Consider the following 20,318-nt stretch of genomic DNA (forward strand, 5'->3'; position numbering starts at 1 on the left):
TCAAAGCTCCACACAATTTTGCAAGTAAGGCAACCGCGCCTGTGCCGCCGTCACGCGGGCCACGTCCACCTTAGCGGTGATCAGCCCTTCGCGCCCCGGCCCGACAACCGCCGCGTCCTGCCCATCGGGGGCCACGATACGCGAGCCGCCAAAGAAGGCCAATCCACCCTCTTCGCCCGCGTGATCGGCATAGGCCAACCAGACACCGTTTTCAAAGGCGCGGGTTGGCACCATCTTCTCGGCCACCACGCCCCATTCCGCGCCCAAAGCCGTTGGGACAAGCACAAGCTGCGCACCGCCCTGCGCGGCTTGGCGCAGGCTTTCGGGGAATTCCACCTCGTAACAGATGATGATGGCCACACGCAGGCCGCATAGGTCGGCAAAGGTAACCGAAGGGCCTTTGGCAAAGGTGGCCACTTCGAAACTTTGCGGCGAGGGAAGACGTTTGCGATGATTGGCCAAAAGCGTGCCCGAGGCGTCGATCAGGGCGGCGGAGTTGTAAAGGGTATCCCCCGCCCGCTCAGGATAGCCATAGGCGATCGCGGTGCCGTGGTTGCGGGCAAGCGTTCCGATCGCATGCGCAAAGGGGCCATCCGAAGGCTCAGACAGGGCATTGTAATCCAGTGTTGGGTTATAGCCTGTCGGGTAAAGCTCAGGGCAGAGAACCATATCAAGGCCCTGCCCGGCGATTTGCTTTTCCAGCTTCGCCAACCGCTCTGCCGCGCTCAAGCCCGCATCTTTGCACTGATAAACCCCTAGCTTCATGCAGAGATCACCGTACCAGCAGGACCATCCTTGAGCATCTGGTAGACATGGCTGGCAATGGCAGTGTCCTGTGCGCCGGTGCCGGTGAGGTCGGCAATTGTGATGTCTTCTTCGCTTCGCCTGCCCGGGGCCTGTCCGGTGATCACCTGCCCCAATTCGGCGGGAATACCGCGATCCCAAAGCCCGGCTTCCTGCGCGCTGCGCAGCTCGCCCAGTTTTTCGGTCTGGCTGACGCGGTCAGCGACATAAAGATCGGCCTGCATCAGGGCCTTAGGGTCAATCTCGTTTTTGCCTTCCTGATCTGATCCCATGGCCGTGATATGCACACCCGGATGCAGCCATTCAGCCTGTAGGACAGGTTCACGCGCGGGGGTGGTGGTGACGACAAGCTGGCTTTGCGCGACCAGTTCGGCGGGATCCGATATGGCTTGCGCCTCGATCCCCAATTGTGTTGCCATATCCTCGGCGCAGGTTTGCGCCTTGGCGGCGTCCCGGCCCCAGACCAGAAGGCGTTTGAAAGGTCGCACCAGATGTGCCGCTTGCATTTGCAGACGCGCCTGCACCCCCGTGCCGATGACCCCTGCGGTTTCAACGGTATGCGGGGCAAGGTGGCGGGCCGCCACGGCCCCGGCGGCGGCGGTGCGAATGTCGGTGAGATAGCCATTGTCGAGGAACAGCGCCTGCACCAACCCGGTTTTGGCGGAGAAGAGGATCATCAGGCCATTCAGCGACGCAAGGCCCAGTTTTGGGTTGTCGAAAAACCCCGGACTGACCTTGATCGCGAAGCCCTCAAACCCGGGAATATAGGCGGTTTTTACATCGACTTCGCCATTGGCGGCGGGCAGGTCCATCGACAGGATCGGGGGCATCACAACCTCACCCCCGGCAAGGGCGGTGAAGGCCTGCTCAACCACGTCGACGGTTTCGATGTCCAAGCCGACAGCCGCACGCAAATCGGCCTCGGTCACGATGCGGATGTCATGCGGCATAGGGCGTTCCTGTTACGATGGTATCGCCAAGTTGCACATCTTGGCCGGTCATGATGCGGGTGAAGGTGGGCATGTCTAGATTGCGGCCGGTAATAATCGTGGCGGTAGGACCGTCCAAAGTGACCTTGCCCGTCAGCACAGCCGCCAGACCGACAACGCAAGCCCCTTCGGCGACCATGCGGTCCTCGTAATAGAGCACCTGCATGGCGTGATAGATTTCTTCCTCGGTCACCAAAACGATCTCATCCAGAAGGTCGCGGCACATCGGGAAACTGAGTTTGTTCTGCATCCCGATACCGCCCCCAAGGGAGTCGGCCAGACTGGCCACTTCTGGCACCTCGACAGGGCGGCCCGCCTTGATGCTTTCGTACATCGCCGCGCCGCGATCCATGGTGATGCCGACAACGCGGATATTGGGGTTGATCGACTTTGCCGCGAGGGCGACACCGGCGGCCAAACCACCCCCGGAAAGCGGCACCAGAAGGGTGGTAACATCCGGGCGAGATTGAAGAATTTCCAAACCGATAGTCCCCTGTCCCGAGATCACCAGCGGATCGTCAAAGGGGGAGATTTCAACAAGGCCTTCTTCGGCGACAAGGCGATGAGATTCGGCCAAGGCGTCGTCTTGGCACCGCCCTTTGATGGCCACCTCTGCGCCAAGCGCTTTGATCCCATCAACCTTGGCCTGTGGCACCAGTTCCGACATGCAGATCACGGCGCGCATCCCGCGTTCGCGAGCGGCGAAGGCCACACCCCGCCCATGGTTGCCGGTGGAGCAGCAGGTGACGCCCTTGGCATCCTGCACCCCCGCCACAGCGTTGTAGGCCCCACGCAATTTGAAGGCGCCAATGGGCTGCATGTTCTCCAATTTCAACAGGAAATCCGCCCCTGCCTTGTTGGACATGAAAGGAGACGGGACCAAAGGTGTGGCATCGGCCACGCCGCGAATGACCTTGGCCGCGGCATAGATATCGGCCAGAGTTGGCTGCATTGATCTCTCCCTGTTTGCTTGTCCGGCAGCTTTGCGTCGGCGCAGCGTAGCGTCAAGCGCAGGACAAGAAATTTCCCAAAAGCGACACCAAGTGCCGTTTTTCTTGGGGCAATCAAACACATAGGGCAGAGTATGGGGTAAACCCGACAGTGAGGATGAACGATGATCCATAAGGACCTACCCTTTTCACAAGGTGAGTTTGATCGCCGGTTGGACAAGACGCGCAAGGCTATGGAGGCCAATGGCGTGGATGTTCTGTTTGTCACGGACCCGTCGAATCAGAACTGGCTGACCGGCTATGACGGCTGGTCGTTTTACGTCCATCAGGGTGTGATCGTGCTGCCGGATGCGGACCCGATTTGGTGGGGTCGAAATCAGGATGCCAATGGCGGGGTGCGGACCGTCTGGATGACCGACGACAGGGTGATGGGTTACGCCGACAACTACGTGCAATCCACCGAGCGGCACCCGATGCAAGACCTTGCCGAGCGCCTGCGCGGCATGGGCGTCGACGCCAAGCGCATTGGCGTTGAGATGGATAATTATTATTTCTCGGCAAAGGCTTACGCGGTTCTTCAAGCCGAGCTTCCCAATGCTACCTTCGTTGACGCAACGGCGCTTGTGAACTGGCAACGTGGGGTCAAGTCGGAGGAAGAACTGTCCTTCATTCGCAAGGCCGCGGCGATCAGTGAGAAGATCGTGGATGGCCTTTTGGAGCGGGTTGAAGTGGGGGTGCCGAAGAACGAGGTGGTGGCCGAAATCATGCGCGATGGCATTCGCGGCGTGGATGGTGCCTGGGGCGATTACCCGGCGATTGTGCCACTGCTGCCCTCGGGCTCGGATGCTGCCGCGCCGCACCTGACGTGGGATGGCCGCGATTTTGCGGAAGGCGAAGCAACTTTCTTCGAGATTTCAGGATGTTACCGCCGCTATCACGCGCCCTTCTGCCGGACGCTTTTCCTTGGCAAGCCGCCGCAATTCCTGCTGGATGCGGAAAAGGCGCTGGTTGAAGGGTTAGAGGCCGGTTTAGAGGCCGCACGGGCCGGTAACCGGGCCTGCGACATTGCCAATGCCTTGGCCCAACCCCTTGAAAAAGCTGGGATTGAGCGCGGTGCGCGCTGTGGCTATCCCATTGGCCTCAGCTATCCGCCGGATTGGGGCGAGCGGACCATCAGCCTGCGGGCCGAGGACGAAACCGTGCTGGAGCCGGGGATGACTTTCCATTTCATGCCAGGGCTTTGGATGTCGGATTGGGGCCTTGAGATCACCGAATCCATCCTGATCAAAGAGGATGGACCGGCGGAAACTTTCTGTGACAGGCCGCGAAAAATGTTTGTGAAGGACTGATTTCGTTAACTGCTGGATTTCGTACGATTCGTACGCAAAGACCCCCGATTTCGTACGAAAATCGGGGGTTTCTTTTGGGCTGTCGTACGAGTCGTACGAAACACATTGATGCGGGGGGTTGGTGCGCAGTGAATGCGCACCCTACGCACGGTGATTAAAGGCTTTGGAAACCTCTTGGTGGCCTACTGGCGCAAACCGTGCAGAAGGAGGTTTCAAACCATTTGCCACAGTTGAAACAACAGCCCCACCGCGAAGGCCCCCGACAGGGACAGCGCGATGTAAAGCGCGAAGACCGGCGGGCGGGCCAGCGCCCAGACGGCCATGGCCGCCGGGATCGAGGTGACGCCGCCTGCGACGAGGAAGGCCAAGCCCGCGCCGGGGGCCATGCCCTGTTCGATCAGCCCGCCGACGAGCGGCAGGGCGGCATAGCCGTTGAGGTAAGCCGGGACGCCGACGAGGGTGGCCGAAATGATCGGCAGAAGGCCGGTGCCGCCAAGGGTGGCAGTGACGGTTTCCGCAGGGATCCAAGCCAGCATCAGGCTTTCGATCAGGAAGGCGAGGGTGAGCCATTTGGCGAGGAACAGGGTGGTATCCCATGCGACTCGGGCGAACTTCTGAAGCCGCTCGGCGTCTTGCCAGAAGCGCCAGACGACGGGTTTGGGCGCGCGCACGGTCGAAGCCCCGCAACCGCCGTTGCCGATGCCTTCGCGCAGCGGGTTGGCGAGGCCCCCGCCCCGGGCCAGCAGATGCACGACCGTGCCACCAAAGACGCCTAGACCAATGGCGGCGGCGGTCTTGGCCACGGCGAATTGAAGGCCCAAGACGCCGGTGGTGAGGACAAACATTGACGGGTCCATGATGGGCGAGGCCAGCCAAAAGGCCATGACCGCCGAGAGGGGAACCCCCATGGCGAGCAAGGCGGCGATCAGCGGGATGACCCCGCAGGAGCAGAAGGGCGAGAGGCCCCCGGCCAAAGCGCCCAGCAGGATCATCAGCGCGGGCGCGCCGGTGAAGGCGCGGGCAATGAGGTTATCGGCCCCGGTGGCCCCGGCCCATGCGGCGATGCCGATGGAGAGGATCAGGTAGGGCGCGGTGTGCAAGAGCGCCTTGGCGGTGAAGGTGGCACTTTGCATGGCTTGCGCTGTGTCGAAAATGGCAAGGATCAGCAGGATCAGAGCCGAAATAAGCCAGATCCGATGCTCGGACCAAAGCCGTTGCAGTGGCGAGGCGGGCTTGGGTGCGCAGCAGGTGGTTTGTTCGGTCATTCGGTGGCCTCGGGTGTTTTCACGGTGACGCCGACGCAGCATTCGGAAGTGAGGAAATCGACCACGCGGTGCATGGCGGGGTAATCCACGCGGTTGACCACCTCGCGCCCGCGTTTGTCTTGTTTGACAAGCCCAGCCTCGACGAGGGTTGAGAGGTGATGCGCCAAGGTGGAAGGGGCGATGCCGAGATGTGCGCCGATGTCACTGATCCGCAAGCCATCGTCACCGGCTTTGACCAGCAGGCGGAAGATCGACAGGCGGGCGTCATGGCCAAGGGCGGCAAGGGCGCGGGCGTTGGGGGATGTTGTGCTCATGGTGAAAAAATAACTATAAAACTAGTTTTGTAAAGGTTTTTGGTTGAGCCGCGCCAAAGACGACGCGCGCGGGGGCGATTGGGCGATGTGGGCGGCTGTGCTTTATGGTTGCCGTGTCCGAATGACCTCAAGCGGTGTTCTGTCGTTGCCCAAAAGCCGCCGCGTCACGCCGAAGGCGTGCCGTCATCATGTCGGCGCCCCTTTAGGGCGACGGGGCGCGTCGGCTTTGGCGCGGCGGCCTTCGGCCTTGATTCCGCGCCTGCACAAAAACAAAAGGCGCGGACCGAAGCCCGCGCCTTTTGCGATTTCTTAACCTATATCCCGGCTTAAAGCGTTTCCAGTTATTGTTGCATCACCAATACCCTGCCACGCCTACGGCCTTCTCGGGATATTGGTGATGCAGTTTAAGTCAAGGTAAACTGGAAACGCTCTACTTGTCGCGGAATTGTGGTTCGCGTTTTTCGACGAAGGCGGCCATGCCTTCGGATTGGTCTTCGGTTGCAAAGAGCGAGTGGAAGACGCGGCGTTCGAACAAGAGCCCTTCGCGCAGGGTGGTCTCGTAGGAGCGGTTGACCGCCTCTTTCACCGCCATGGTGGTGACCATGGATTTCTCGGCGATCTTCTCGGCGGCGGAGCGGGCCTCCTCCATCAGCTTTTTGGCGGGCACGACGCGGGAGACGAGGCCGGAGCGTTCGGCCTCATCCGCGTCCATGAAGCGGCCCGTCAGGTTCATGTCCATCGCCTTGGATTTGCCGATGAAGCGCGTCAGGCGCTGTGAGCCACCAAGGCCCGCCATGACGCCGAGGTTGATCTCGGGCTGGCCAAATTTGGCGGTGTCCGAGGCGATGATGAAATCGCACATCATCGCCAATTCGCACCCGCCGCCCAGCGCGTAGCCGGAGACCGCGGCGATGATCGGCTTGCGAATGCCCATGATGGCCTCGCTTTCGGGGCCGAAGAGGTCTTCGGTGAAGACGTCGACGAATCCCTTGCCGCTCATCATTTTGATGTCGGCCCCGGCGGCGAATGCCTTGTCGGAACCGGTGAGGATGATGCAACGCACCTTTTCGTTTGCCTGCGCCTCTTTCAACGCCTTGCACAGCTCGCGCATCAACTGATCGTTGAGGGCATTGAGGGCATCCGGGCGGTTGAGTTTGATAAGGGCGACGTGGTCTTCTACTTCGACGATGATCGTCTCAAAGGCCATGAAATCTGCTTTCGCTTGTTTCAGTCAGAATGGATTCCTTACCACTGTTGGCGGGGCGATCAACCTTATCTTTGACAGACCGGGCAATAGAAACTGGAGCGGCCCGACTGAACGATTCGTTTTATGGTGCCTGTGCAGCCCGGTTTGCGGCAGGGGTGGCCCTCGCGGTCATAGGTGTCGAAACTGTGTTGAAAATAGCCAAGCTCACCGTCTGCTTGGCGAAAATCCTTGAGCGAGGAGCCGCCGGCGGTGATGGCATCGGTCAGGACATCGCGGATGATCGGGACGAGGGCGGCGGCGCGGTGGCTTGAGAGATTTTTTGCCCGGCGTTTGGGGGAAATTCCGGCGCGGAACAGGGTTTCGCAGACGTAGATGTTGCCCAAACCTGCGACGATTCGCTGATCCAGAAGGGCGGATTTGATTGGTGTGTTGCGGGTTTTGAGTTGCGCGGCGAGATAGGGGCCGTCGAAGGTATTGCCCAGCGGTTCGGGGCCGAGTTTGGCCAGAAGCGGGTGGGAATCGGCGGTTGCGGTGTCCATCAGGTCCATCGCGCCGAAGCGGCGGGGGTCGTTGAAGGTGATGCGTGCGCCGTTCGACATATCCAGCACCACATGGTCGTGTTTTTCCGGCGTGGGGTGGTCATGGTGGAAGCGGCCAAGCGGGTCGCCCGAGACGGTCATCCGACCCGACATGCCGAGGTGAATCAGTAGGGTTTCGCCGCTGGACAGATCGGCAAGGATGTACTTCGAGCGGCGGCGCAGGGTTTGCACGGTCTGCCCCGTGAGGCGCGCGGCCATGTTGTCGGGGAACGACCAGCGCAGATCGGGGCGGTTCACTTGCGCTTTCGTGATTGCCGCGCCCTCCATCGCGGGGGCAAGGCCGCGGCGCACTGTCTCAACCTCGGGCAATTCGGGCATGGTTTGGTCCTGTCGTGGTGCGGGTGCATTGTAACCCCCGGTTTGCGCCCTATAAGAAGGGCGAGAGAGTTGAACGGCAAGGCCCCGGTGCGACCATGAGTGAGAAAACCACCCATTTCGGATTTCAGGACGTGCCCGAGGGCGAGAAGGCGGGCCGCGTGCGGGGCGTTTTCGGATCGGTCGCGTCGAAATATGACGTCATGAACGATGCCATGTCTTTCGGGATACACCGTATCTGGAAGGATGCGATGATGGATTGGCTGGCCCCGCGACCCGGTCAGCGGCTTTTGGATGTGGCGGGCGGCACCGGCGATATCTCGTTCCGGTTTCTGAAGCGTGCGGGCGCGGGCCATGCCACGGTGTTGGACCTGACCGAGCCGATGTTGGTGGAGGGCCGCAAGCGGGCCGAAGCCGAGGCCATGGCCGACAGCCTTGACTGGGTGGTGGGCGATGCGATGGCCCTGCCCTTCGAGGATAACAGTTTTGACGTTTACACCATCAGTTTCGGGATCAGGAACGTAACCCGGCCCGAGGAGGCCTTGGCCGAGGCCTACAGGGTTTTGAAACCCGGCGGGCGGGTGATGGTGCTGGAATTCAGCCAGATTCCCAACGAGTTGATGCAGTGGGCCTATGATTTGTATTCCTTCCACATCATCCCGCGCATGGGGCAGGCGATTGCCGGGGATCGTGACAGTTACCAATATCTGGTGGAATCGATCCGCAAGTTCCCGGACCAAGACACCTTCCTTGGAATGGTGCGCGGCGCGGGATTCGAGAATGCGAAATATCGCAACCTGAGCCTTGGGATTGCCTGCCTTCATTCGGGGTGGAAGATTTAAATGCGCGGACCGCACAATATCCTGCGCCTGATCCGAACCGGCGCCACGCTTGAGCGCACGGGGGCCATGGGCCTTGTGATGGAGGCGATGGACGCGCCGCCGCAGGTGCGGGCGATCATGCGCTTTCTGGCATGGCCGTTTCAGTGGTTGGGTTACAAGGGTGACCCGAGTATGCCCCCCGCCACCCGCGCGCTGACGGCACTTGGCCCGGCCTATATCAAGTTCGGGCAAATCCTTTCGACACGGCCCGATCTGGTGGGCGATGATCTGGCCACGCAATTGCGGGTGCTGCAGGACAAGCTGCCGCCTTTTTCGGTGGAGGAGGCGCGCGAGAGCATCGAGCAAGAGCTGAACGCGGAGGTGGACAGCCTGTTTGACGAGTTCAGCCCGCCGGTGGCCGCGGCCTCGATCGCGCAGGTGCATCAGGCACGGGTGCGCGACACTGGCGAGGCGGTGGCGGTCAAGGTGCTGCGGCCCGGTATCGAAAAGGCCTTTCGCAAGGATATCGACGCGTTTTATTTCGCCGCCAATGTCATTGAATTTCTGTCGCCTTCGTCGCGCCGCCTGCGTCCGACGGATGTGATTGCGCATTTTGAAGGCGTGGTCATGGGCGAGCTGGATTTGCGGCTTGAGGCCTCCTCGGCCAGTGAATTTGCCGCCAATACCACCGAGGACGTGGGCTTTACCCTGCCCGAGATCAAATGGCCCCTGTCGCGGCGCCGGGTGATGACCATGGGCTGGGCCGATGGCTTGCCTTTGGGAGATAATGCCGCGCTGGATGCGGGCGGGCATGACCGGGTGGCTTTGGGCGAGCGGGTTTTGCAACTGTTCCTGAGCCATGCGCTTCGCGATGGGTATTTCCACGCCGATATGCACCAAGGCAACCTGAAGGTTGCGCCGAACGGCGATATCATCGCCTATGATTTCGGGATCATGGGGCATATCGACGAATACACTCGCCGGGTTTATGCCGAGATTCTTTATGGCTTTATCAAGCGCGATTACCGCCGGGTGGCGGAGGTGCATTTCGAGGCGGGATATGTGCCCGCCGACCGGGATGTGGATGAATTTGCCCGCGCGCTGCGCGCCGTGGGCGAACCGATTTTCGGCATGGATGCGAGCCATATTTCGATGGGCAGCTTGCTAAGCTACCTGTTTGAGGTCACGGAACGCTTTGGCATGGAAACCAGGACCGAGTTGATCCTGTTGCAACGGACGATGGTTGTGGTGGAAGGCGTCGCGCGAAGCCTGAACCCGCAGATCAACATCTGGCAGGTGGCCCGGCCGGTGGTCGAAGATTACATCCGCAAGAACATCGGCCCGCGCGCCGTGAGCCGGGACTTGGGCAAGACGCTGGCCGTCTTGTCGCGCTATGGGCCGCGCCTGCCCGGAATCGTGGAGAATGCGTTGATTCGGCAATCCATGCCTGTCACGCCAGAACCCCGCCAAAGCCGCATATGGCCCGCCATATGGGCCATGGGCGGGGCCGTGACCGGGGGCGCTGTCATGGCGGCCGTGTTTCTGCTGAACTGACCCGTTCCTAAAAAGCGACACATCGCTCCGGAACATAGACCGGCGCAAAGTCACGTTGTCGACAGCCTTAAGGTTAATTAGAGTGCCACGAAACAAACTGGAATTGTGGAGTGGTGTAAGTGATCTTTAGATCAAAGACGATGGCCGTGGTGGCCGTTCTGGCAGCTTGGCCCATGGTGGGGGCGGCCGAGAACCAGACCACGACCGAAACCAATTCCTATGGCACGCCGGGCGGTCTTATTGATATGCCGACGGCCGAGATGGCGCCCTTGGGCCAGCTTTCGACCACAATTGACCATTATGACGGTGCGACCAAGACGACGCTGAGCTTTCAGGTCACGAAACGCTTGAGCGCCTCGTTTCGGTATTCTTCGATCTACGGGTTGGTGCCCGGCCCCGGGCGCCCGCCATACTCCACCTATTACGACCGCAGTTTCGATCTGAGTTACCGTCTGGTGAACGAAGGGCAGTATATGCCCGCCGTGAACATTGGCCTTCAGGATCTTGTGGGGACTGGGCTTTTTGGCGGTGAGTATATCGTCGCGACCAAATCCGTTGGAGAGCGTCTTCGGGTGACTGCCGGTGTCGGCTGGGGGCGGTTGGGCAGTTATGGAGCCTTCGGCAACACCGGAACGCGACCCACCTCTTTGCTTGGGGAGGGCGGTGTTCCGACCTATGACAGGTGGTTCCGGGGTGATGTGGCCGGGTTCGCGGGGTTGAGTTATCAGCTGACGGACCGGATGAACGTGAGTGTCGAGTATTCTTCGGACGGGTATGACCGGGAAGTGCTGGACGGGATCACGCGCCGCGAGACACCTTGGAATTTCGGTGTCGATTACCGGGTGAGCGATGCGCTCAGTCTTGGGGTGTATTCGCTGCATGGAAGCGAAATCGGCTTTAATGTCACCTTGGCCTTGAATGCGCGCAAGCCCGCGGTGAACGGCGGCGCGGAAACAGCGCCCTTGCCGGTGGCGCGACGCGACCCGGGCGCGGCGGCCGATCTGGGATGGACTCGCGACCCGCAGAGGCCTGCGACGGTGCGCGCCAGTGTGGCCCGAAGCCTTGAGACCGAGGGCCTGCGCCTGCATGGGTTCGACCTGAGCGCAACGCAGGCGCATGTGACAATCCGCAATCCACGCTATGACATGCGCGCGCAAGCTGTAGGTCGCACGGCCCGGGTTCTGACCCGGACCTTGCCGGCATCGGTGGAGGTCCTGACCATCACGCAGGTGGAAAAGGGCATGCCTGTCAGTTCGGTCACCTTCCGGCGTCGTGACCTTGAGCGGCTTGAGAATGCCCCGGCGGAGGACATATTGGCCGCGGCGCGGTTCAGTGACCCGCTGGCCATGGGTCCTCAGCCCGCGCTTGTCGATGATGCATTCCCGCGCTTTGACTGGACCGTTGGCCCGTTCCTGAACTTCTCGGTTTTCGATCCGGACAACCCGGTGCGCGCCAATGGCGGTATTCGGGTCGAGGGAGATTATCACATCGCGGGAGGCTTCCGCGCCTCGGGGTCGGTCTCTTACAAACTGTTCGGCGATCTGGACAAGGTCTCGCTTCCGGGGCCATCGGGTCTGCCACGGGTACGGTCGAACGTGGCGCTCTATTCGCGCACGGATGATCCGACGATCGATTACCTGACGCTGGCGCATTTCGGCCGTCCGGCGAAGGACATCTATAGCCGGTTCACGGTGGGTTATCTGGAAAAGATGTATGCCGGGGCCTCGGCCGAAGTCCTGTGGAAACCGGTGGATAGCCGTCTCGCGCTTGGGGCTGAGGTGAATTATGTCACCCCCCGCGACTACGATCAGTTGTTCGACACCCGGACGCGCAACACCGGAACCGGCTCCATCCCCGAGTTTAATGGCCATGTTTCGGCCTATTACGATTTCGGGCGCGGCTTTCACGGGCGGGTGGATGCGGGCCGGTATCTTGCCGGTGACTGGGGGGCCACCCTGGCCCTCGGCCGGGAGTTCGCGAACGGCTGGCGCGTTGGAGCCTATGCGACGAAAACCAATGTGTCCTCGGCCACCTTCGGCGAAGGGTCTTTCGACAAGGGCATTCGCATCACGATCCCGCTTTCCTGGGGGACCGGCCAGCCGACGCGTACGAAATCCAACACCGTCATCCGCTCGCTTTCGCGAGATGGGGGCGCGCGCCTGCGGGTAAACGACCGGCTTTACGAGGCGGTGCGCAGCACACATGAGCCCGAAATGGCCAAGACCTGGGGGAAATTCTGGAGATGAAGATGAGGGTTCTTTCAGGGCTGGCCACCTGCGCGCTTGCGCTTTTGGGCGGCTGTAGTGGCGGGGACGGTGCTAACAGCACTGCCGGTCTGGCGATAGTCAAGGGAGCATTGATACCGAAACAGGAGGCCAAAACGCCCAATGCGGCGCAGATGGCCGCGGCTATGCAGCAATCCTTGCAAGCCACCGATGAGCCTCTGGCATTTGTCGTCCTGCCCAAGCGGCAAGCCATCACCATCATGCCGCGCATCGAGACCAATGGTGCCTATGCCACGCACGGCACCTCGGATCGGCGCAGCGTGACGTTGAAACGCGGGATGCTGACGGCGACGCGAGGGTTTGGCGAAGACCTGATGTCATCCGGGGTGGATGCATCGCTGGCCTTGGTGCGGGGGCGCAAGGCCGGAACTGTTCAGCGCGTACAACGCTATCTGGATGGAGAAAACCAGACGGTGGTTCTTGAAACCACCTGCCAGATCACTCCGGGTGGCAAGGTGCGCTATCAGGTCGGGGAGCTGGACCGGCAGGCCGTGAAGGTGCGCGAGACCTGCAAAGCGCAGACCACGCGTTTCACCAACAGTTACCAGGTTGATGCACACACGGGGCGTATTCTTCAGGCGCAGCAGTGGGTCAGCCCGATGAATGGGTCTGTGATCATTCAACACCTTCGCTGAAGGCGCGTTTCAAAGCAAAAAGGCGGCCCGCAAGGGACCGCCTTTTGTAATCTTTATCGCTAAACGACTTAGGTGTCGTCGCTCGACTCGACGGCTGCAACCACCAAGATTGTTGCGACGGTCGCTGCTGCAACACCGCCAGCCGCACCCAACGCGCCAAGGGCCAGAGACCCCTGCGACGAAACGAACGGATCGCTGTTTACCTTGGCGTCGTCAGCGACGGCCGGTGCAGCAGCTGCCAGAGCGACGGCGGCAGCGGCGGCGAAAGTCGAAATCTTTTTCATAATACTCTCCATACCGGTGTGAGATACTAGGAATCCTTACGCGAGGATCATCATAGTTGTTGCACGGCGGCGCGCTAAGAGAAACCCATTTTCATGGAATAATACAGATAAAGGTTGAGTAAGGCGTTTATGCCACAATTTGCATCATTCTAGCTGTGGTCAAAAGTCTTGCTGCGGCGTGTCGCCATGAGAAGGGCGGCGTGTTCGGCTTTTGCACGGTCTGACGCGGCAGATTCGCCCTGTTCTGCTTGCCATAGGCAATAGGCCAAAGTGCGCGCGTGATACCATGGCGCAAGATGGGCGTAGCGGCATAGGGTTTCCGTATCGTCATAGGCCGAAAGGAACGCGCACTCTTCCGTTCTGGAAAGTGCCTCGCCGCGATAGGCGATCTGCATCGCGGGAGACAGGAACAACGCGATATCTTCGCACGGGTCGCCAATAGCAGGGCATTGCCAGTCGATCAGCATAAGGCGTTCACCGCAATCAATCATGTTGCCGGGCACGGGATCGCCGTGCAGCAGGCAGGCCGCGCCAGATGGTTTGACGCCTTGGGGCGGAAGGTCCGGCAAGTCGGCCAGAGATTTGCCAAAACGGCCGAGGATCGCGGCGGTCTGTTGTTCCAGTGACATGCTGCCATCAGGGGACAGGCGCAGACCTTGGGGCGGCGTCACGCGGTGCACGCGGTGCAGAAGGGCGGCGGCGGCTTTGGGATCCTGCCGCCAAGCTGCGCCTTCAAGGTGGCTGTAGATAAGGCAGGGCCCAAGCCGCGTGACCACATGGTGGAGCAAACGCGGTGCCAATCCGCGACCTTCCAAGGCCCGAAGCACACGCGCTTCATCCTCTGGCCGGTTCGGAAAAAGCGGGTTGTCGGCATCTTTATCGTAGAGCTTCACGACCAGAGTTTCGCCACCCTCGGGGCCAGTGATCCGCCAGACATGATTGGTGCGGCCACCATGCAGGCGCACCCATCGCGCCTCTGGCGGGATGTGATCGCCGCTGGCCAATTCCTGTGTCAGCGTCTGGATTAGGGCGGATTCGCGGGGCGTTGTCACTGTTTTACGGTCCGGCACGGTGAACGGTTCGATCAGTGTCGGAGGCTATGGCAGCGCCCCCGCGCCGAGACAAGGGGCAAGTTGCCTCTACAGATCACCCGGAGGGCTCGCGCAACGCGGCAACATCCGTTGCCAAGACAGTCTGTCCGCCCGCCATTACCAGTTCAGTTTGGGCGCCGTTTTGGCGGGCTTCAGTGATGGTGGCATGCACCTGCGCGGGGTGGGTTTCGATCACATCACCCTGCGAATAGGATTCGACCGTGGCGCTGTACTGGCCATTGGGAAGCGGTGTACCGTCGGAATCCAGACCGGCCCATACAAATTCGCCGCCGCGCGGCGGGATATCAAGCCGCTGCACGAGCGTACCGTTGGCGTCGTGGATCACCAGTTGCGCACTGTCGGCGAGATCACTGGTTTGTAGAGTCAGCGTAACCGGCTCGCCTTCAAAAGCGATTGGCATGTCTGCACGGGCTTCCATTCCGATCCAGCCCGTAAGCTGTGCCATGCTGAGCGCCCCGATCTGCGTGTTGAGGTCGGTCAGCAAGTCGTTCGTCATAACCTGCTGTTCGACGCTGGAAAAGGTCGCCAATTGGGTGGCGAAGTCGGTCGAATCCACCGGGTTGAGAGGGTCTTGGTATTCCATTTGCGTGGTTAGCATCTTGAGAAAGGTTTCAAAGTCGGAACTTAGAACGGCCTGCTCACTTTCGGTTTGGGACGTGGATGACTGGACGTTTGTGGATAGCGTGTTGGTGTTTGTGGAAATTTCCATGTTTTGGCCTTTTTAGAGTCTGATATCGACACGATCGGTGTCAATCGTTGCGGTTACTCGAGAAGGTGCCTCGGCGTCTTGGGTCACATGCGGGGTTTGCTTCTGAGGGGCGTTGCGCCCTTGGTCTTCCTCATCGTGACCATGATGCGCGAAGGCGAAATCGGTGGTGTCGTAGCCGATGCTTTGGAAATCCTGCGCCAGCATGTCGATATTGCGGCGCATAAGGTCCAAGGTTTCGGGACGGTCCGCAACAATGTTGACGGTAAGGCCGGCATCGCCAGGTGACAGGCTGATACGGACGCGGCCAAGCTCGGCCGGGTTGAGCAAGAGGTCGATACCACGCTCTTTCCCGCCCCCGCCGCGCTGTAGCGCCTCGACGATCTGCTGCGCTATGTGGCGCGGCAAATCGGGAGATTGCGGGGCTTGCGACAGCGGACCGGCCGGGCGCGGGCCACCTTCGGCCGTCAGGCGCAGATCGGAGCGCGCATCGTCGTGACTCACCGGGCTGCGCAGGCTCTCTTCGGTCAATTCAGCTTTGAACACCGGCGCCGCGGTTGTCTGCATCGGGGCCGCGGTGGGAGTGGGCGGCGTGGCACCCGCTTGGGGGGGTGTGGTGGCCTGAGGGGGCGGGTATGCACCGGATTGCCGTGGTTGCGGCGGGTCAGCACGGTTTTTCTCGCTGGTTTCCGTATTGAACGGTGTAGCTTTGTCATTGACGGGCCGGGTTGTCGTCTTCGCCTCTTGTGCTGCGGCGGGCAATATCGGTGCCACGCGCTCAGCCGGTATGGCTTGGCCTGCATTGGATCGGGCAATGCCCCCGGTGTCAGGCGTTGGTGGCCGGTCTTCCAAGGGGTTGCTGCTCACAGTGCCCTGCACGGTATTGATGCTGGCGGCTTGTGCTGCGGCGGGCAATGTTGGTGCGACGTGGTCAGCCGGCATGGCTTGGCCTGAATTGGATCGGGCAATGCCCCCGGTGTCAGGCGTTGGCGGCCGGTCTTCCAAAGGGGTGCTGCTCACAGTGCCCTGCACGGTATTGATGCTGGCGGCTTGTGCTGCGGCGGGCCGAAGCCTTGAGCCGGTTTCGAAGACATCAATTGGCATGGAAGTTCGGTTAACCTTGGTCGGTTTGGGCAAGGGCTTAGCCTGTTCCGGATCTTTTGGCCAAGGTCTCTGTTGATTGGTTTCCGACGGATGCGACATCGTCGGGGGATGTGCCACCGTTGCAAGTGACGCTGACTGCGCGACATCACGACCGGGCGCTTTGGCAGCCATGGGCGCCGGGTTCACGGCATGAGGCATGACAGGTTGTGAAGATTGCGGGTTTTGCCGGATTCGAGCCGGAGCCGTGTCCTGCAGGATGGGTGTCGTATGGGTATGGGGCCCCGTTGCGTCGGCGGTCGGAGTGTCCTCCGGCATGTCACCAGTGGAAGTGCTCTCCAACACGCCTTCGGTGGTGGGCGCGATTGCTTTGCCGACGTCCTTGGGATCGCCAGAAGCGGGCGCTTCTGGCAAGGTTTCGGCGAGAACGCCATCCACGCGCCCGGCGCGTTTCAATACAGCTGCATCGAAGACCGACAGAAAGGCTGTTTCAGAGACATCGCCGGACCTGACGGTGATCTGATTCTCGTGCGCGGTTTGCGATGGTGGGCCAAGGCCATTGGGTATCAAAAACATGCGGCTCTCCGGGATTTCTTCCACAGTTCCCGATGAGCATCGCAGATCGCAGTTACCGGTTCTTTACCGTATTGCGGTCAAATGGCGGGGTCTTATCCACAATTCGAGGTAAAACAGTGACCGATTTTTTACCGATTCCCCCGATAGGCCCAGCGGCCAAACCAGCCCACAACGCCGCGCGCGAGGCCGCGCAGAAACTTGAGGCAACGTTTTTAGCAGAGATGTTGAAAGGAGCCGGGTTCGGACAACAAGAGAATTCATTTTCCGGCGGGACCGGAGAGGATCAGTTCGCATCATTTCACCGGCAAGCGGTGGCCGATGAGATCGCCAAGAGCGGCGGCATCGGCCTGGCCGAGCATTTTCTAAAATCAATGATGGAGGCCCGAAATGAGCCATGATGACGCGCAGAGCCTGATTGACCGCCTGGATGATCTTCTGGAACAAGAGCGCGCGGCGCTTCTGGAGGGCGACCTTGAGGCGATCACGACGCTATTGGAGAACAAGGAGCGCCTGATCGATGCGCTCAATGACCTGACCGAGGCCGAGCGACCCGGAATGGAGGCGGTTGAGGCGAAGGTTCGCCGCAACCAAGCGCTTTTGGACGGAGCATTGCAAGGCATCCGGCACGTTGCGGCACGAATGGCCGCCCTGCGCCGCGTGCGCCGCGGGCTTGAAACCTACGACGCCAAAGGCACCAAAACGACCATCGAAGGGGAGGCGGACTATAGCGTTGAAAAACGGGCCTGAGTGATTTGTCTCAAATGCCCGGCAGATCGGAAGCCTGGTTTAGGGTTCCGTTAGCATCTGAAAGCCCATGCTGTGCCTGCATCCGAAATGGGTGGCGCGGCAGGCGGCCAAGGCCCCACCAGCTGCAAATGTCAGAACGACTGTTTAGCCCGACCTCTGGTTGAGGCGGTAGTTTGGAACAGGCGCAAAAGCGCCAAAGGCTGAAGGAATATGCTATGTCGAGCATTCTGACGAACAATAGCGCGATGGTGGCGCTGCAAACCCTGAAATCTGTCAACTCGAATCTTGCCAAAACACAAGACATGGTGTCGACCGGCAAGGCGATTGGCACCGCCAAGGACAATTCGGCCATCTGGGCGATTTCCAAGGTGATGGAATCGGATGTCAGCGGCTTCAAGGCTGTGTCAGAGTCGCTTTCGCTGGGCGAATCCACCGTGGCGGTGGCCGCCGCAGGGGCAGAGCAGATCACCAACCTGCTCAACGAGATCAAGGAAAAAGTGGTCACCGCCACGGGCGAGAACGTTGACCATGCCAAGATTACCGCGGATGTGACCGAGTTGACCAATCAGGTGAACTCGATCATCTCCGCCTCGCAGTTCAACGGGGCGAACCTGCTTAACGCGGCGGGGGGTAACATCACCGTGCTGTCGTCGCTTGATCGCGATGCCGCAGGCACCGTAACGGCGGCCAATATCACCGTGGCCTCTGTCGATTTTGAAACCAACATCGACCTGACCGACATTGACGTGTCGAGCGCAAGTGCCGCTGACAGTTCGATCGCCAATATCGAGGCGCATATCCAGACCGCCGTGGATGGCGCGGCGGCCTTGGGTGCCTCGGCCAAGCGCATTTCGGACCAGAACGAGTTTGTCGGCAAGGTCATGGATGCGATGAAATCCGGAATCGGTTCGCTGGTGGATGCGGACATGGAAGAGGCTTCGGCACGATTGCAGGCGCTACAGGTTCAACAGCAACTTGCCACGCAATCGCTGTCGATCGCCAATCAGGCACCGCAGGCCATCCTGTCACTGTTCAGTGGCTAATGGCGCTCGGGGCGTCCCGCATGGGGCGCCCCGGTTCGCCCTGAACTGACAGACTATTCCCGGAAGGAAATGACGTGAACGCGACCCTCAGAGCACACAACGCCTATCGGCAGGACGCGCAGGCTGTCCGCACCCATCGCAGTGTGGAATATGACGCCATCGCGCGGATCACACATGCACTCAAGACCGCCATGCAGCGCGGCAAGGCGGACTTCCCAGAGCTGGCCTCTGCAATCCATGATAACCGTCGGCTCTGGACCATTCTTGCTACAGACGCGGCGGATGCGGGCAACGCACTGCCCGAAATGCTGCGCGCACGCATCGTTTACTTGGCAGAGTTCACTCATCAGTACAGCAGCCGGGTCCTGAACGACGGGGCCAATGCCGCGCCGTTGATCGAAGTCAATACCGCAATCCTCAGGGGGTTGCGCGATCAGGGATCGAACCAATGAGTGGCCTTGTCCTGAAACTGAGCCCGAAGGAACGGGTCCTGATCAATGGCGCGGTCGTCGAGAACGGTGAGCGGCGCTCGCGCTTTTCGATCCTGACGCCGGATGCGAATATCTTGCGCCTGCGCGATGCGATTCACCCGCACGAAGCCAATACGCCGGTGCGCCGTGTCTGCTATGCCGCTCAGCTTGTCCTTTCGGGCGATGCGAGGCCCGAGGATGCACGCCTGCCGTTGTTGCGCCAGATCGAGGAGCTGAGCCGGGTTTTCACGGACCCTGATAGCCATTCTCACCTTTCACTTGCAACCGAAGCGGTGTTGAATGATCGCTTTTATCAGGGCTTGAAGGCACTCCGTGCGCTACTGCCTCGCGAAGACCGCCTTATGGCGCATGCGGTGCAATGAGTTTCCAGCCGATCATACCGCTTTCGGGCCTTGGGGGCTGGACGTTTCTCAATGCGACGAAGGAGAGCCAGACCGATGCCTTCGAGCGCTCACCAAGGATTAGTCGGGACACGGCCTATTTCGAAGCCATGATCGGCGAAATCACCAGTGCAGAAGAGCTTGTTTCAGACCGTCGACTGCTGCGGATCGCCTTGGGAGCCTTCGATTTGCAGGACGACTTGGACAATCGTTTTTTGATCCGCCGTATCCTGGAAGGTGGCGTGACAAATGAAGACGCACTTGCCAACAAGATGTCCGATGAGCGGTACAAATCCTTGGCTGAGGCCTTTGGGTTTGGCGACGGTGGAACGCCGTCGACTCAACGAGCAGGATTTGGTGCCGAGATCACTGCGCGCTACAGGCAAATCTCTTTCGAAGTGGCGGTTGGCGACCAGGATGAAAGCCTGCGGCTGGCCCTGAATGCCGAGCGGGAGCTTGCCGAGATCGCGCGGGAACCCTCTGAAAGTCAGGATGCCCTTTGGTTTCGCATCATGGGTACGCCACCCCTGCGCCGGGTTTTCGAAGTGGCATTGGGTTTGCCGGATAGTTTCGCGCAACTTGACCTCGACAAGCAGTTGGAGGTTTTCAAGGATCGAAGCGAAAGCCAGCTGGGCATCGCACAGTTGGCCGACCTTGCCGATGCGAAAACCATGGACACGCTGATTGAGCGCTACCTTCTGCGCAATCAGGTAGACGGGATGCAGGGGCAAAGCTCAAACGCGATTGCCCTGACACTGTTGCAGCAAGCCACAAGCCGTTTTTGACCTGTC

General features: G+C 60.5%; 22 protein-coding genes. 11 read left to right on the forward strand and 11 right to left on the reverse strand.

The genetic code is table 11. From position 1 onward, the window contains the following. The 3 genes from QZ498_RS02940 to eutB are packed head-to-tail and all read right to left on the reverse strand — an operon-like array spanning position 1 to position 2,745. The gene (locus QZ498_RS02940; RefSeq protein ID WP_294620076.1) at positions 1 to 729 is read right to left on the reverse strand and encodes a nitrilase-related carbon-nitrogen hydrolase; all 729 of its coding nucleotides are present in this window, start codon (positions 727 to 729) and stop codon (positions 1 to 3) included. Positions 730 to 761: 32 nt separating this feature from the next. Continuing rightward, the gene (locus QZ498_RS02945; protein ID WP_294620078.1) at positions 762 to 1,754 is read right to left on the reverse strand and encodes a cyclodeaminase; all 993 of its coding nucleotides are present in this window, start codon (positions 1,752 to 1,754) and stop codon (positions 762 to 764) included. Continuing rightward, positions 1,744 to 2,745 (reverse strand): hydroxyectoine utilization dehydratase EutB, encoded by a 1,002-nt coding sequence (gene eutB, locus QZ498_RS02950; protein WP_294620080.1) that lies wholly within the window; start codon positions 2,743 to 2,745, stop codon positions 1,744 to 1,746. The genes QZ498_RS02945 and eutB overlap by 11 nt, the downstream gene beginning before the upstream one ends. A gap of 162 nt (positions 2,746 to 2,907) precedes the next feature. Here eutB and doeA point away from each other — a divergent pair, with 162 nt between their 5' ends. Next, positions 2,908 to 4,092 carry an ectoine hydrolase DoeA gene (doeA, locus tag QZ498_RS02955; protein WP_294620082.1) on the forward strand — a complete coding sequence of 395 codons (1,185 nt, stop codon included), beginning with the start codon at positions 2,908 to 2,910 and terminating at the stop codon, positions 4,090 to 4,092. 212 nt (positions 4,093 to 4,304) lie between these two features. On the opposite strand, the gene QZ498_RS02960 is transcribed toward doeA, so the two are convergent. The 4 genes from QZ498_RS02960 to mutM all read right to left on the reverse strand — a co-directional run bounded on the left by QZ498_RS02960 (position 4,305) and on the right by mutM (position 7,795). Then, complete coding sequence (locus QZ498_RS02960) at positions 4,305 to 5,357, reverse strand: permease (protein ID WP_294620084.1); 1,053 nt, start codon at positions 5,355 to 5,357, stop codon at positions 4,305 to 4,307. After that, complete coding sequence (locus tag QZ498_RS02965; RefSeq protein ID WP_294620086.1) at positions 5,354 to 5,671, reverse strand: helix-turn-helix transcriptional regulator; 318 nt, start codon at positions 5,669 to 5,671, stop codon at positions 5,354 to 5,356. The genes QZ498_RS02960 and QZ498_RS02965 overlap by 4 nt, the downstream gene beginning before the upstream one ends. Before the next feature lie 430 nt (positions 5,672 to 6,101). Then, positions 6,102 to 6,878 (reverse strand): enoyl-CoA hydratase, encoded by a 777-nt coding sequence (locus QZ498_RS02970; RefSeq protein WP_294620088.1) that lies wholly within the window; start codon positions 6,876 to 6,878, stop codon positions 6,102 to 6,104. A gap of 65 nt (positions 6,879 to 6,943) precedes the next feature. Continuing rightward, entirely contained in the window at positions 6,944 to 7,795 is an 852-nt protein-coding gene (gene mutM / locus QZ498_RS02975; RefSeq protein ID WP_294620090.1) for a bifunctional DNA-formamidopyrimidine glycosylase/DNA-(apurinic or apyrimidinic site) lyase, read from the reverse strand. 95 nt (positions 7,796 to 7,890) lie between these two features. Here mutM and ubiE point away from each other — a divergent pair, with 95 nt between their 5' ends. The 4 genes from ubiE to QZ498_RS02995 all read left to right on the forward strand — a co-directional run bounded on the left by ubiE (position 7,891) and on the right by QZ498_RS02995 (position 13,087). Continuing rightward, positions 7,891 to 8,634: a bifunctional demethylmenaquinone methyltransferase/2-methoxy-6-polyprenyl-1,4-benzoquinol methylase UbiE gene (gene ubiE / locus QZ498_RS02980; RefSeq protein ID WP_294620092.1), complete on the forward strand. Its 744-nt coding sequence runs from the start codon at positions 7,891 to 7,893 to the stop codon at positions 8,632 to 8,634. After that, positions 8,635 to 10,167 carry a 2-polyprenylphenol 6-hydroxylase gene (ubiB, locus tag QZ498_RS02985; RefSeq protein WP_294620094.1) on the forward strand — a complete coding sequence of 511 codons (1,533 nt, stop codon included), beginning with the start codon at positions 8,635 to 8,637 and terminating at the stop codon, positions 10,165 to 10,167. It abuts the gene before it with no gap. A 119-nt stretch (positions 10,168 to 10,286) separates the two neighbouring features. Beyond that, on the forward strand, positions 10,287 to 12,413 hold the full coding sequence (locus tag QZ498_RS02990) for a YjbH domain-containing protein (RefSeq protein WP_294620096.1): 2,127 nt from the start codon (positions 10,287 to 10,289) through the stop codon (positions 12,411 to 12,413). Between the two features lie 2 nt (positions 12,414 to 12,415). After that, the gene (locus QZ498_RS02995; RefSeq protein ID WP_294620098.1) at positions 12,416 to 13,087 is read left to right on the forward strand and encodes a YjbF family lipoprotein; all 672 of its coding nucleotides are present in this window, start codon (positions 12,416 to 12,418) and stop codon (positions 13,085 to 13,087) included. Positions 13,088 to 13,155: 68 nt separating this feature from the next. Here QZ498_RS02995 and QZ498_RS03000 read toward each other — a convergent pair whose 3' ends face one another. The 4 genes from QZ498_RS03000 to QZ498_RS03015 all read right to left on the reverse strand — a co-directional run bounded on the left by QZ498_RS03000 (position 13,156) and on the right by QZ498_RS03015 (position 16,866). Then, positions 13,156 to 13,371, reverse strand: a complete 216-nt coding sequence (locus tag QZ498_RS03000; RefSeq protein WP_294620100.1) for a hypothetical protein — start codon at positions 13,369 to 13,371, stop codon at positions 13,156 to 13,158. A 149-nt stretch (positions 13,372 to 13,520) separates the two neighbouring features. Continuing rightward, on the reverse strand, positions 13,521 to 14,423 hold the full coding sequence (locus QZ498_RS03005) for a phosphotransferase (RefSeq protein WP_294620102.1): 903 nt from the start codon (positions 14,421 to 14,423) through the stop codon (positions 13,521 to 13,523). 94 nt (positions 14,424 to 14,517) lie between these two features. Further along, positions 14,518 to 15,192: a flagellar hook capping FlgD N-terminal domain-containing protein gene (locus QZ498_RS03010; RefSeq protein ID WP_294620105.1), complete on the reverse strand. Its 675-nt coding sequence runs from the start codon at positions 15,190 to 15,192 to the stop codon at positions 14,518 to 14,520. Between the two features lie 12 nt (positions 15,193 to 15,204). After that, positions 15,205 to 16,866, reverse strand: coding sequence for a flagellar hook-length control protein FliK (locus QZ498_RS03015; protein WP_294620106.1), 1,662 nt, complete (start codon positions 16,864 to 16,866; stop codon positions 15,205 to 15,207). A 32-nt stretch (positions 16,867 to 16,898) separates the two neighbouring features. Between QZ498_RS03015 and QZ498_RS03020 the strand changes: the two genes are divergently transcribed. From QZ498_RS03020 to QZ498_RS03045, 6 genes are all read left to right on the forward strand, one after another. Further along, positions 16,899 to 17,264 carry a rod-binding protein gene (locus QZ498_RS03020; protein ID WP_367117617.1) on the forward strand — a complete coding sequence of 122 codons (366 nt, stop codon included), beginning with the start codon at positions 16,899 to 16,901 and terminating at the stop codon, positions 17,262 to 17,264. Continuing rightward, positions 17,254 to 17,613, forward strand: a complete 360-nt coding sequence (locus tag QZ498_RS03025; RefSeq protein WP_294620107.1) for a hypothetical protein — start codon at positions 17,254 to 17,256, stop codon at positions 17,611 to 17,613. Before QZ498_RS03020 ends, QZ498_RS03025 begins: the two co-directional genes overlap by 11 nt. A 215-nt stretch (positions 17,614 to 17,828) precedes the next feature. Beyond that, entirely contained in the window at positions 17,829 to 18,656 is an 828-nt protein-coding gene (locus tag QZ498_RS03030; RefSeq protein ID WP_294620108.1) for a flagellin, read from the forward strand. A 74-nt stretch (positions 18,657 to 18,730) separates the two neighbouring features. Further along, the gene (gene flaF / locus QZ498_RS03035; protein WP_294620109.1) at positions 18,731 to 19,108 is read left to right on the forward strand and encodes a flagellar biosynthesis regulator FlaF; all 378 of its coding nucleotides are present in this window, start codon (positions 18,731 to 18,733) and stop codon (positions 19,106 to 19,108) included. Beyond that, positions 19,105 to 19,509: a flagellar biosynthesis repressor FlbT gene (gene flbT / locus QZ498_RS03040; protein ID WP_294620111.1), complete on the forward strand. Its 405-nt coding sequence runs from the start codon at positions 19,105 to 19,107 to the stop codon at positions 19,507 to 19,509. The genes flaF and flbT overlap by 4 nt, the downstream gene beginning before the upstream one ends. Further along, positions 19,506 to 20,312: a DUF1217 domain-containing protein gene (locus QZ498_RS03045; protein WP_294620113.1), complete on the forward strand. Its 807-nt coding sequence runs from the start codon at positions 19,506 to 19,508 to the stop codon at positions 20,310 to 20,312. Before flbT ends, QZ498_RS03045 begins: the two co-directional genes overlap by 4 nt. The last annotated feature ends 6 nt before the right edge of the window (positions 20,313 to 20,318 follow it).

The sequence above is a fragment of the uncultured Roseovarius sp. genome, from assembly GCF_913057115.1.
GTDB lineage: Bacteria > Pseudomonadota > Alphaproteobacteria > Rhodobacterales > Rhodobacteraceae > Roseovarius.